We start from the raw sequence: 13,480 nt of genomic DNA, 5'->3' as shown, positions 1-13,480 counted from the left end.
TTGTTATTCTCCTTAGACTCGCTCAATTTCAACAAGGTTTGTATGCTGCGGGTTACCTTTCGCCAACGCCGTCGCTCTCATTGTGGTCAGTGTATTGATACAACCACCCACATCGACACCGGCCTTGTTCTTCTGTGCCCATGCCCCTTCAGGGATAGCAACTGTGCCAGGAATAATGCGGGCAGTGACTTTTACCGGCATACGCAAACGGCCACGATCGTTGAATACCTCAACCTGATCACCGTGCTTGATACCACGCTGCATCGCATCGATTTCGTTCATCCACACGGTATCTGGCGCGACTTCTTTCAAGTGCGCAACCGACGCATAGGTTGAGTGGGTATGGCCTTTGGTATGGAATCCTGTTAGCTGCAGAGGGTATTTCTTCAGTGTCTCGTGATCTTCAATACCTTCTACCGCAGGGTGGTAAACCGGGATCGGAGAAATATCATCGCCTTCCAGCATCGGGCGCTCTTGGGCAAGTTCAGCTAGCGCTTCAGAGTAAATTTCAATCTTGCCCGATGGCGTTTTCAGCGGGTTCGCTTCTGGGTTGTCGCGGAAATCTTTCAGGGCGATATGCTCGCTTGAATCTGCCAGGCGGCGATCGACCACGCCCATGCCGTCGGTCTCGGCAAACGTTGGCAGCGCAGGGTTATTCTTGCGAACCTGGCCGTAGGCATGCTCAAGCCACTGCTCGTAGGTACGGCCTTCGGTGTAAGCTTCCTTGAGGCCCATTTTCTCGGCGACTTCTGCCAGTACATCGTATACACGGCGGTTTTCCCACATCGGCTCAATCGCCTGCTGTACACGCACCATGTAGTGGTAAGCACCTGACTGGTATGAATTATTGATCAGATCATCCGTTTCCATGGTCGACACATCCGGTAGCAGAAGATCGGCATAGCGTGCGGTCGGTGTCATGTGGTTATCCCACACCAGGTTGAACTCAAGTTTTGACTCATCCGCCAGAATTTCATGGGTACGGTTAAGATCAGAGTGCTGGTTGCCGGCTACGTTACTGGCGTAGTTCCACAGGAATTTGATGTCGGTAGACAGTTTTTCAACACCACGAACATGATCAGCTTTCGCCGTCATTTCCGAGCCGCGCACAATGGCATCTGTCCATAGGAAACATGGGATCGACGCTTTAACCGGGTTTGGCAATGCCAAGCCAGATAGTACGTAAGGAACACTACCGCCCCAAGTACCAACATTGGTACCATGGCGACCGAAATGGCCAGTCATAATAGGTAGCATCATGATTGCGCGAGAAGCCTGCTCACCGGTTTGGGTACGCTGAACACCCCAGCCTTGGGAGATCCATGCCGCTTTTGCCCCGGCAATTTCGCGTGCAAGCTGCTTAATACGTACCGCAGGGATACCTGTTAGTTCACTCGCCCATTCAGGGGTTTTCTCAACCTGATCGGCACCCAAGCCAAGAATATATGACTTGTAAGAGCTGTTCTCCGGTGCACTTTCAGGCAGGGTAGACTCATCCCAGCCCACAGCGAAGCGATTGAGCATCTCCTCATCAACCAGATCTTCTTTGATCAGGGTATGGCCTAGCGCAGCAACTAACGCAGCATCAGTACCTGGTCGGATTGGCAACCACTCGCTGGCAAACGCTGTCACACTGTCGGTGCGGCGCGGATCAATCAAGATCACCTTGGCATTGCTCTGCTCAAGGGCATGGTAGATCTCAGCAATCTGGCCACCACCAGACATACGTGTTTCAGCCAGGTTCTGGCCAAACATCACAACAAGATCAGAGTTTTTGATTTCCGAAAACAGTGTCTGCTGCTCTGTACCGTAGATGTTGCCCGCCTGACCAAAGACATAAGGCTGGATAGCATTCATCTGCGCTTCAGAATAAGTGTTGTGTGAACCAAGGAAACCACCCGCCACGTTCAACAAGCGACGACAGGTATTTGGCCCTTGTAGGTTACCGCCGGTTAGGCCTGAACCGTAGTTGTAATACACCGCTTCATTGCCATACGTCTCGATAACACGAGAAAGCTCTTTGGCAAGGATTGTCGTGGCTTCATCCCAGCTAATACGCTTGAATTTACCTTCGCCACGTTTGCCGACACGCTTCATTGGGTACTTCAAACGGTCAGGGTTGTAGGCACGAAAACGTGCAGAACGACCGCGCAAGCAAGGACGGATTTGGTGCTGGCCGAAAATCGCCTCATCAACGCCATCTTCAGGAGAAATTTTTACCGCTACGCCATCACGTACATGAACTTTAAAAGGACAGCGGCTGCCGCAATTTACCAAGCAAGCACTGTACTTGATGGTCTCTTCGCCGGCAGGTGCCGCCTCAGTCGCAGACGCTTTAAACGGGAGGGTCATTGAGCTTGCTGCAGCCGCTGCGCCAGTTACCGCTGCAGACTGCTTCATAAACTTCCGCCTACTGACTAGGTAAGACTGAATTTTGTTGGTGATAGTCATTAATAATGCCTCTTTGTAATTTGTAGGCACTATTAACCAATTAGTGGTAGCTAAATATGATCTCTATCAACCTGATTATGGCTCACTATTAAAGAATGTAACACAGTATTAACGGAGTATGAAAATTAAAACTTATCATTTATAAACAGAAACTTAAGATGAAAACACAAATGATAATTATTATTAAATATTACCTTTATATTAACCTTAAGTAGAAACCTGTTTGTTTATCGCTTTTTTCATATTGAAAACACGATTTTCCAGCCTAATTTCCATTAGAAAACTGATTTTTCATATAAAACCATTAGCAATGATTTTGCCCCATCTTCAGTAAAAAACGCCGCAATCACACACTTAGTTACACTGAGCAACATTCCGATAAACGATAGGTATTCCTCTCAATCCCCCTCTTAACCTTGTGCAGAGAGACGACAACAGCCATTGGGTTAATAGATCTTGCAGCCATCGGCGCTATGAGTGCTACTACCGACCTCTTCAGCAGAACAAACATTCAACAAAATACCAACAAAGCAAATAAACAAACTAAAAAATACAGTCAACACGTTTAAATCGACCACAAAAAGAACTAGAATCCAGCACCTTGTAAATCAAACGCCGAATTACCATGATTGATCTAACTGTATTACCCGTATATTTAACTGCTGTCATCGCCCTACTCCTTATCCCTGGCCCAGATATGCTGCTTATTGCCAGCTCTAGCCTAAGCTATGGAAAAAAAGTGGGAGTTTTTGCCAGCTTGGGTAATGCAACCTCTGGATTGATCCTTACCCTTTTGGCAGCCATGGGTGTATCAGCTCTTATTGCGATGAATCCTATTGCCTTGCAGGTACTTCGTTTGTTAGGTGGTGCTTACCTATTGAAAATGGGCTGGGATTGTATGCGCACCCAGCCTTCTGATACGCCAGAAGTCGAGCAAAGCAACAGTGTCGCTAAAACGCTTTACCGCCGCGCGGTGATCAGCAATTTGCTTAACCCGAAAGCACTGATTTTCTTTGTCTTGTTCCTACCGCAATTTGTATCAACACAAGTTACGGCAACATCTGGCGAGCAAATGCTGGTACTTGGCCTGCTTCTTAACGTCCTTGGCCTGCTATTCAACCTGTTTTTGGTTACCATGATTGGCAGCCTAGGCCAACCACTTCTAAAGAACGAAAAGTTCCGCACCAACCAGCACAAATTCATGGGTTTGATCTTTTTTGTATTGGCCATTTGGTTGCTGGCCTCGCAGGTACCTGCTGTTTAAGTTGCCTGCAAACATATACACAAGAAAAAGGGCATCTCTCGAGATGCCCTTCAGACTGATGACAAAGGTCTGGCTTTTAAGCTAGGCCTTTGATCTAATAGAGATATCGAAATATGGATATCTCGACATGTTAAAAGAACCCTCACCCCAACAGTACGAACTCGAAATGGTCACAATGGAACAGCTGGTTCCGAAGCATCATCTCGTACGTAAAATCGACCAAGTTATAGATTTCGAATTTATTAGAGACGAAGTCGCTCACCTATATTGCCAAGACAATGGCCGGCCTCCTGTTGACCCCGTCCGCTTGTTTAAAATCATCCTGCTGGGCTACATCTTTGGCATCAAGAGCGAGCGTCAGCTAGTCAAAGAAATCGAGGTCAATGTGGCCTATCGGTGGTTCCTTCGCATGTCACTGACAGAGAAAGTTATCCATGCCTCGACGCTCAGCCAAAACCGCATCCGCCGCTTCAACGGGACGGATATTTTTGAACGCATCTTTACCAATATCGTACTCCAGGCCATGGATAAAGGGCTCGTCGCCGGGAATGAATTATTCACCGACAGCACCCACCTCAAAGCCAATGCTAACAAGAAGAAATTTACCAATGAACAGCAAGCTGTCCGCACCAGTGCCTACCTTGAGATGCTCAACGAAGATGTGGCCAAGGAGCGGGAAGCCGAAGGGAAAAAACCTTTAGCTGAGCGAAAATCAGAGCCTAAGCTCAAAAATACCAAAGTGAGCACGACTGATTCTGAAAGCGGCTTTATGACGCGGGATAACAAGCCGCAAGGGTTCTTTTACCTTGACCACCGCACCGTCGATGGCATGCATGGGATTATCGTCGATACCTATGCGACCGCAGGTAACGTCAATGACTCCCAGCCTTATATCAATCGGCTAGACTACACGCTCAACCAGTTCAACCTGAATCCTATAGCCGTAGGCCTTGATGCTGGATACTTCACGGCTCCTGTTGCTGAGAGCCTTGAACGAAGAGAAATCCTTGGCCTCTTTGGTTACCGTAGGCCGCCTCGCACCCAGAATGCTATCAAGAAGAAGCACTTTATCTATAACAAAGAAACAGACACTTACCTGTGCCCAAATGGCCAGGAACTTATCTATAAAACCACGTCAAGAGAAGGCTACAGAGAATACCACTCGGCCCCCAAGGAGTGTGAGCTCTGCTCGATGAGAAATGACTGCACCCAAAGCAAAACAATGAAGAAGGTGATAACCCGGCATATCTACGCGGAGGCTGTGGAACGAGCAAACAAAATACGGCTGACACCTTATGGTAAAAGGACCTATCGGCGAAGGGGAGAAACGGTAGAAAGAAGCTTCGCAGATGCGAAACAGCATCATGGTCACCGATATGCACGGTTCCGGGGGTTGAACAAGGTGCAGATGCAATGTTGGTTGGCCGCTGCTGCTCAAAATATCAAGAAGATGGCCTTGGTGCTGGGCTGCTTACAGAAAATAGGCCTTATAAACGCTCTAATTAGGTTAATACGAGTCAATATCAGGCGAGAAGAGCAAAGGAGCCTCCAACCGAGCTGGTAGGTAAAAAAATCGCGATCGCGGCCGCTCTCTAAAAAGAACCCCACTTAAAAAGTGGGGTTCGTCAGCAATCTGAAGGGCATCTCTCGAGATGCCCTTTTTTCAAACTACTTTTAAGCTCTAATTACTTGGCAACCAAGATAATCCGAGTTTCATACGGTTTCAGCGTGAAACGGTTTTCCTGTGCTACCTTCATTGATTCGGCATAGTTTGACAGCAAGCACTCACCACTTGCGACATCCAATCCTTCCGGCAGATCACACTCGACGTCTTCGCCGTAGTAGTTGTTCACACACAACAAGATCTGGCTGTCTGATTCGCGCTTGTAACAGAAGATACGATCGTGCTCTGGCATCAAATCGGTGTAATCACCTTCAGTGATCACGGCCACTTCTTTACGCAACTGAATCAACTGACGGTAGAAATGGAATACGGAGTTCTCATCTTCAACCGCAGCTTTGGCATTGATTTGCGGGTAGTTCTCTGCTACTTCTAGCCAAGGCGCAGCCTTAGAGAAACCCGCATATTCACTGTCATCCCACTGCATCGGGGTACGGGAATTATCACGGGATTTCTGCGCCAGGATCGCGATCATCTCATCATGGCCCACACCCTGCTGGTTCACCATGATGTCGTACATGTTGGTGCTTTCAACATCGCGGTATTGCTCAATCGAGGTGTAGCCCGGGTTAGTCATGCCGATCTCTTCACCTTGGAAGATATACGGGGTGCCCTGCATCATATGGACCGATGCACCCAGCATCTTGGCAGATTCCACACGGTAATTCACATCATCACCCAAACGGCTGACTACACGTGGCTGGTCATGGTTACACCAGAACAGTGCGCCCCACCCTTTGCCATTTAAGCCTAACTGCCAGTGGTTGAAGATGGATTTGAGCTGATGGAAATCAAACGGTGCTTTGGTCCACTTCTCGCCATTAGGGTAATCCACTTTCAAGTGGTGGAAGTTGAACACCATCGATAGCTCTTTGCCATCGAGTGATGAGTATTGCTGGCAATGGTCAAGTGTGGTCGAAGACATCTCGCCGACTGTCACAGAGCCATACTTCTGGAACACGGCTTCACTGATTTCCTGCAGGTATTCATGCACACGTGGGCCATCAGTATAAAAACGACGACCATCGCCAATGTCGTCATTCGGGAAATCTTGCTGCTTGGAAATCAAGTTGATCACATCCAGACGGAAGCCATCGACGCCTTTCTCGGCCCAGAAGCTGATCACTTCTTTGACCTCTTCACGAACCTTCGGGTTTTCCCAGTTCAGATCAGCCTGCTCTTTGGCAAACAGGTGCAAGTAATATTGCCCAGTGGCTTCGTCCAGTGCCCAGGCATTGCCACCGAATTTCGACTGCCAATTGGTTGGCTCAGCGCCATCTACCGGATTTTTCCAGATGTAGTAATCACGGTATGGGCTGTTCTTGTCACCCAGCGCTGACTGGAACCAAGCATGCTCGGTTGAAGTATGGTTAACGACAATATCCATGACTATTTTGATACCGCGCTGGTGCGCTTGAGCCAGCAATTGATCAAAATCGGTCATGGTGCCGAATTCTGGGTTGATATTGTAGTAGTCGGAAATATCGTAGCCGTTATCAATCATTGGCGAGCTATACACCGGCGTTAGCCAAATCGCATCAACACCCAAAGTCTTTAGGTAGTCTAGCTTGGCAATGATCCCTTGAATATCACCGGTTCCCTTGCTACCACTGTCACAGAAGCTTTTTGGATAAATCTGGTAAATCGTAGCGGTACGCCACCATTCAAGTTGCTCTTTCAACATAATAACCTGCACACTTAAAAAATCAGAAAAAGGTAGCTGGCCTTAAAAATCAATCGGCCAGCTACAAATCACACAGGGCTTTCGCCATTGCCTAACAATTGCCTAGTAATTACCTAGGCCGTTGCTTCACTCAGTTCACCTTTCGCTTCGGCGCGCTTGTACATGAACAAGGTCAGTGCCATCGGAACCACTACGGCAACAAGCATTGCGATGAAATACACCAGCCAGTACTGCGGCTGAATGGAAAGGATGCCCGGCAAGCCGCCAACACCGATACCGTTCGCCATGACACCTGCGCTACCACAAATTGCCGCTGCGATCGCCGAACCAATCATTGCGCTCAGCATCGGGAACTTGTATTTCAGGTTGATACCGTACATCGCAGGCTCTGTGACACCCAGGTAAGCCGAGATAGCAGCCGGTACCGAAATTTCACGCTCATTCGCTTTCTTGCTGATAATGATGATGCCAACAACCGCTGAAGCCTGAGCAATGTTAGATAGGGCAATCAAAGGCCAAATTGGGGTACCACCCATCGACTGCATTAGCTGTAGGTCAACGGCGTTAGTGGTGTGGTGAATACCTGTAATTACCAGTGGAGCATAGAGGAAACCGAAGATCATCGCCCCGAAGATAGCAAAGTCACCCGTCATCGCTGCCTGTGCCGCGTAACCCACACCATCGCCAAGCATACGGCCAAATGGACCGATGAATGCGTGGGCCAGAATGACCGCTGTAATGATTGAGACAAACGGCACAATCACCAAGTATAGGTATGCTGGAATGATTTTTTTCAAGTTGGTTTCAATCAATGCCAAGGCAATACCGGCTAACATGGCAGGGATAACCTGAGCCTGGTAACCGACCTTTTCAATGGTGAATAGGCCAAAGTCCCACACTTCCGGCAATTGCTGGCCTATCAAATAGGCATTCATCAACTGCGGTGATACTAATGTCACACCAAGAACAATACCTAGGATTGGGGTACCGCCCAATTTCTTAACAGTAGACCAACACACACCGACCGGTAGGAAGAAGAAGATTGCTTCGCCAATCAACCATAGGAAAGAGTGGACAGTTGCCCAGAACTGGCTGATTTCAGTCAGGGTTTGGCCATCGAACATCTTGATGTCGCCGATGACATTACGGAAACCGAGGATCAAACCACCGGTAATAATCGCAGGAAGCAATGGGACAAAGATTTCAGCAAGATGGGAAATCCCTCGCTCCAGCAAGCTCATGTTATGACGGGCTGCAACTTTAGCTTCGTCCTTGCTGGCACCTGACTGACCGGTATATTCATTCAGTGCTTTATACACCTGATCAACTTCGGTACCGATCACTACCTGAAACTGGCCTGCATTGGTAAAACAGCCTTTTACCATGCCCAGTTTTTCAATTTCCTTAATTTGCGCCTTGTCTGTGTCTGCCAGTACAAAACGTAAACGGGTCAGGCAGTGGCTGACGCTTGCAATGTTGTCCTTTCCGCCGATTAACTCGACCAAACGCTCTATCTGCTGTTGGTTAATCTTACTCATGCCGATTGTCCATCGTTATAAAAATAGGAATGTGTTGGGTTGTCTGTCTTTGTTCACTTCTAAGTAAATGGGAATGTTCCCACTTGATGTAACAAATAGTGTCAGATCTACCGACCGATGAAAATGGGAACATTCCCATTTCGTGAATCAGTTCACAACCTACATCTTGAGATAGCTTAGGTATAGCTTGATATCAATTCAGTGATCCAGATCTTGCTTGATATTGAATGAGGTTTTGATTGGAGCGTTAATGCAGCCTTTTAGTATGAAGCTTGCTGAATGAGATGGGTCACTTCTTGCTGGCCAGAAAGCTGTTTGATCAACAACTGCGCAGAGACTCTACCGGCTTCAAAATACCCCGGGTCGATACTGAACGTATTAGGGAACAAGAAAGACAGCAGATCCGTTGCCCCTACCCCTGAGACCTGAATATCAGTACGGCCAAGCTCCTGCAGGCGTTTGGCAACGCCCATTGCCAAGGTATCACTGGCGCAGACAATTGCTTCTGTGCCCTCGCCGAGTACCTGATCGGTAATGTGGTAGGCACTGTCGTAGCTCAATTGCCCAGTCTGGTAACTCGGCGTAATGCCTAGCTTGCGGCAGCTGTCGAGGTAAGCATTGAGGCGGAGCAAACCTGTGGTACGGTCTGACTCATCGACACCGATATAGCTGATAGCCTTTTTGCCATTAGCAACCAACTTGTCCATGGCAAGGGCAATCAACCCTTGGTGGTCGTAATCGACCGAAGAAATGGCATCAGTATCTGTCGCGATTACTACCGCTTTGTGGCCTAGCTTTTCGATGCTAGTGAGATCGCAACCCGAGAAACCAAACACAATCACGCCATCGACATTGCGCTTTTGCAACACAGCTAAATGCTCGTTGGTCTTTTCGGCGCTGAATTGGCTTTCCATGATCACTGCGTCGTAGCCCGCTTTGTAGATGACATCGAGAATACCGCTGACCGCTTTATTCTCCGACGGTGAATCCAGTCGTGACAGAATGATCCCGACAACCTTAGCACTGCCTCCCCGCATTGCCTGAGCAGACTTGGAGGGTACATAACCGGACTCGCGGATCACCTGCTCGACTTTTTCTCTGGTCGCAGGCTTAACTTTTGGATCATTGGTTAGTACACGGGAAACCGTTGATTTGCCAACACCGGCCAGTTTGGCAATGTCTAAGATGGTAAGTTTCTGGGTCATAATCATTCTGGTTATTAGTTTCACTACCTATTGTCACTGAGAACGGGATAATTTCAATCATTTTCCTCACGCAAAACAGCAGGCTGCTGTAAGAGGCATAATTTTCTTCCAGAAAATCTCCTACTGGTGGAACAAAACTTCATTTTTCCTGACAAACCCTTACACAGCTCAGACATTTCTTTGAATTTAATCATCTAGGTTATTAGGAAAAGAGCTCTGTGATTAAGAAGAGCTTGGCTAGACGAAATAGCCCTGTAATTGGAAAAGGTTCGCCAAAAAGAGCTATACCCACATATTTTATATGCATAAGCAACAGTATGACTTGATTTTATTGAACACTGTCCGCATATATTAAGAATGATAAATAAAAAGCGCCACTGACTGACTAAGTAGCTGGACCAACTTTTTGTACCCCACTATCGATGAGCCAGCACAGTCACAGAAAAACGCCTAAGGAAAATTATGATTACACATGTTGGCATTATTGATCAGGATCCCGTAAGGCTGATCACTCCCCTTCTCGACCACGGTGTGCCTGCTGATAAGATGATTTTTATCGGCACAGAATCACAGCAAGAGCAATATGACCGTCTGGCGTCTATCCTGTTACCTCGTAATATCGAGGCAGAATTTTTCATCATCCCAGACTCCATCAACATCACCCGCATTCGCGCTCGCATTATCGAGCTGGCAGAAAAACTCAAAGCCGCCCAAACCGACGTCTGGTTCAATGCCAGTTGTGGCCTCCGCCACCGCCTACTATCCGCTTATGAAGTATTCCGCACCTACCACTGGCCTATCTATGTGATTGAACCGTTCAGCGATGAAATGTGCTGGCTATACCCGGCTGATCGTGAACAACAGCAAGTCGAAGATCGCATTCAACTGACCGATTACCTCACTATTTTCGGTGCCCGTTGTGAACTTCCAGAAAGCCTAGTACCCGAAGAGCTCAACGAGCAGCTTTGGGATTTGGGACAACGCTGGGCCAGTTCTGCCCTTGAACTGGGCCCTGGCCTTGCCACTCTTAACTACTTGGCGACCACTTGCCGCAAAGAGCAAAAGCTTGATGTGGCACTGAGTGAGAAGCAGCAAGGCTACAAAGAGCTGGGCATGTTGCTCAACGACCTTGAAGAAACAGGCCTTGCGACCTATCACAATGGCATTTTGACCTTCAAACATGAGGAAGCCCGCCGGTTTGCTAATGGCGAATGGCTAGAGAACCTAGTCCACAGCACCGTACGTGCGATTCAAAGTGATCTACCAACCATTCAAGATCACTCTTTGGGTGTGCAGGTATACCGCCAGATTGGCGATCGTGAAGTACGAAACGAGCTTGATGTTGCTACCGTCGTGAACAACAAGCTCCATATTATCGAATGTAAAACCAAGGGCATGCGTGACGACGGTGACGATACCCTGTACAAGCTGGAATCGCTGCGGGATTTACTCGGCGGCCTTCAGGCCCGTGCCATGCTGGTGAGCTTCCGCCCACTGCGTCATCACGATGTAGTCCGCGCCCAAGACCTTGGCCTTGCGATTATCGGCCCGGATCAACTAGGCGATCTGCAGACCCACCTGCATAACTGGTTCAAAGATGCCGGTGGCCAGAGCCACAATATCGCCTAATTGAAGTAGGCACTTATCTCAACGAATTTAAGGGGGAACATATGTTTCCCCTTTTCTTTTGGCTTTATAGCCGCAAAAGGGGCTTTTCATGATGAGCGAGCCACGACTCCAAACCTTTACCCACCTAAGTAAGTCTTTGTTTACAGGCTCCATCATGCCGGCATAACGCGCACTATTATAAGACAGACATGCTCCTTCTTGGTGCAGAAAATCATGCTCTCGTACCAACTATCAAGAAAATGCTGCGAAGTGGGCGCAAAAAGCCGCCAAACCACCATTTATAACTCATTGATTAATGGCATTTAATTTGCTTGATGTTATTCATTAGCTTTAATTCAAGGAGTGATGATGATTAAAAAGCGCTTTTTTAAGACCAAAGATGAAGTGGAAGTAACCTTCGAGTGGCCGAAAGGCGAACAAACCACAGAATCCGTGGCGGTATCGGGTGATTTTACCCAGTGGCAGGCTACCCCGATGAAGCTCAACAAGAAGAAGGTCTTCAGCCTGAAACTACGCCTGCCCAAAGATGAGCAATATCAATTCCGCTATCTGATCAATGGCTCTGAGTGGCAAAACGACCCAAGTGCCGATGACTACATCCACTCACAAACCCAGTTCTTCGACAGCATCCTCACCAGTGACGAACAGCTTATCGAAGTTACTCCCCTGCTCTATCAGATCGTAACAGCTATTGAGAGCAGTTCAGGTCCAGAAACAACACAAACCGCCAGCAAGTGGGTCAGCTTCGGCAATGGTGTCGGTTACGGTGGCGAACTTACCGTTGGCGCTGTTTTTAGCCCTGAAGGTAATATAGAGACTATCGCCTTACTGAGTTCGAAAGAGACAACTTCTTATTTTGCCAAAGTAGCCGAACAGAAGCTTCCCGAATCATTGCTCGAGCAGAATATCAAAACAGCGCTAACGGCCGATGCAGTAACCGGTGCAACCCTGACTTCGGAAGCCTACATCCAGGCAATAAACCAAGCATCCGATCCTGTTCGCATGGCGCTTTTTGGCTACCAGTTCAGCGAAGCAAAACCTGCCTGGCAATATATAAAATGGCTCGATGCCGCAGCGTTGGTGTTCTTCATTGCCGCTGTCTGGGTTAACCGTACCCGCTCTGAGCATAAGGCCAAAATAAATGCGGCCTTGCTGGCTGGCTCTACCCTGATATTTGGTTTCTACTCTGCTTCACTCTACTCGGCTTCCACCATGGGGAGCTTGGTTTTAGGGACATGGGTCAGCGGTGTCGCCAGTTACACCCCGTTTATTCTTCTGGTGCTCAGTATCGGCTATATCCTTTACTATAACCGTAACGTGTACTGCCAAAGCCTGTGCCCATTTGGCGCCGTGCAGCAGTGCCTAGCCAAGGTGGGTAAGGCAAAGGCATCACCTGTGCGCCAATCGTTTTTTATCTGGTTCCCTCGTTTTTTGCTACTCGCCACGCTTTGTTTTGGTGCCTACTACCGAAACCCTGCTGCTTTCGTCTACGAGCCGTTCGGTATCGCCTTTGGCATGATTGGCGGCATGTACCTGTTTATCCTCACTGTGATGATCCTCCTAACATCGCTAATCGTTCGTCGTCCGTGGTGCCAAAGCTTGTGTCCGATCAATACCTTGACCGACTTTGTCATATTCAATAAACACTGGTTCAAACAGCTGGCTAAGCCAAAGCGTGCCAAACAGAAGCACAGTCCAGAGACATCGGGCAAGAGTATCCCGGTAAGGAATATACCTGTAGGCAAGGATAAAGCAGAAACTCTATCTTCAGCTCAAAAGCAAACAGGAGAAGCCCGATGAGACAGCGTATTTCGCTTCTTTTTTACTGCTTGGCCTCTGTGGTTATCATGCTGCAAATCGGCTCGAGCCTAATGGCATTAAACGTTCAGGAGCACCAACATGCGGTGCTGCACTCAGTGTCTCGCCAAGCCGACTCGCAAACCAATGTTGTTGAACAAAGCACCACACCGAAAGTTGATTTCCAGCAGATGGCAAAAGATCTGACGCAAGAAAAGTACTAGAAGAAAA

9 protein-coding genes and 1 pseudogene are annotated in these 13,480 nt (G+C 48.1%); 6 read left to right on the top strand and 4 right to left on the bottom strand.

Going from position 1 to position 13,480, the window contains the following annotated elements; translation table 11 throughout:
* Nucleotides 1-12: 12 nt before the first annotated feature.
* The gene (locus ACXAGQ_RS12730) at nucleotides 13-2,445 is read right to left on the bottom strand and encodes a DMSO/selenate family reductase complex A subunit (protein WP_475254755.1); all 2,433 of its coding nucleotides are present in this window, start codon (nucleotides 2,443-2,445) and stop codon (nucleotides 13-15) included.
* A 631-nt stretch (nucleotides 2,446-3,076) separates the two neighbouring features.
* Here ACXAGQ_RS12730 and ACXAGQ_RS12725 point away from each other — a divergent pair.
* Nucleotides 3,077-3,715, top strand: a complete 639-nt coding sequence (locus ACXAGQ_RS12725; RefSeq protein WP_475254194.1) for a LysE family translocator — start codon at nucleotides 3,077-3,079, stop codon at nucleotides 3,713-3,715.
* Between the two features lie 127 nt (nucleotides 3,716-3,842).
* Nucleotides 3,843-5,279, top strand: a complete 1,437-nt coding sequence (locus ACXAGQ_RS12720; RefSeq protein WP_475251115.1) for an IS1182 family transposase — start codon at nucleotides 3,843-3,845, stop codon at nucleotides 5,277-5,279.
* A gap of 121 nt (nucleotides 5,280-5,400) precedes the next feature.
* Here ACXAGQ_RS12720 and treC read toward each other — a convergent pair whose 3' ends face one another.
* From treC to treR, 3 genes are all read right to left on the bottom strand, one after another.
* Nucleotides 5,401-7,080 (bottom strand): alpha,alpha-phosphotrehalase, encoded by a 1,680-nt coding sequence (gene treC / locus ACXAGQ_RS12715; RefSeq protein ID WP_475254192.1) that lies wholly within the window; start codon nucleotides 7,078-7,080, stop codon nucleotides 5,401-5,403.
* Between the two features lie 113 nt (nucleotides 7,081-7,193).
* Entirely contained in the window at nucleotides 7,194-8,618 is a 1,425-nt protein-coding gene (gene treB / locus ACXAGQ_RS12710; protein WP_475254191.1) for a PTS trehalose transporter subunit IIBC, read from the bottom strand.
* A gap of 260 nt (nucleotides 8,619-8,878) precedes the next feature.
* Nucleotides 8,879-9,823, bottom strand: coding sequence for a trehalose operon repressor TreR (gene treR / locus ACXAGQ_RS12705; RefSeq protein ID WP_475254190.1), 945 nt, complete (start codon nucleotides 9,821-9,823; stop codon nucleotides 8,879-8,881).
* Nucleotides 9,824-10,285: 462 nt separating this feature from the next.
* On the opposite strand from treR, the gene ACXAGQ_RS12700 reads away from it, so the two are divergent.
* From ACXAGQ_RS12700 to ACXAGQ_RS12685, 4 genes and pseudogenes are all read left to right on the top strand, one after another.
* Nucleotides 10,286-11,452: a Card1-like endonuclease domain-containing protein gene (locus tag ACXAGQ_RS12700; protein WP_475254189.1), complete on the top strand. Its 1,167-nt coding sequence runs from the start codon at nucleotides 10,286-10,288 to the stop codon at nucleotides 11,450-11,452.
* A gap of 348 nt (nucleotides 11,453-11,800) precedes the next feature.
* Nucleotides 11,801-12,097 (top strand): annotated as a pseudogene (locus ACXAGQ_RS12695) (isoamylase early set domain-containing protein); the annotation flags it as partial.
* A complete protein-coding gene (locus tag ACXAGQ_RS12690) occupies nucleotides 12,080-13,252 on the top strand; it encodes an FMN-binding protein (protein WP_475254754.1) in 1,173 nt (390 codons plus the stop codon). The pseudogene ACXAGQ_RS12695 and the gene ACXAGQ_RS12690, both read left to right, overlap by 18 nt.
* A complete protein-coding gene (locus tag ACXAGQ_RS12685) occupies nucleotides 13,249-13,473 on the top strand; it encodes a hypothetical protein (RefSeq protein ID WP_475254188.1) in 225 nt (74 codons plus the stop codon). Before ACXAGQ_RS12690 ends, ACXAGQ_RS12685 begins: the two co-directional genes overlap by 4 nt.
* Nucleotides 13,474-13,480 lie beyond the last annotated feature (7 nt).

Source organism: Photobacterium sp. ABD4_091, assembly GCF_056160145.1.
This window is presented reverse-complemented; position numbering and strand designations above follow the sequence as displayed.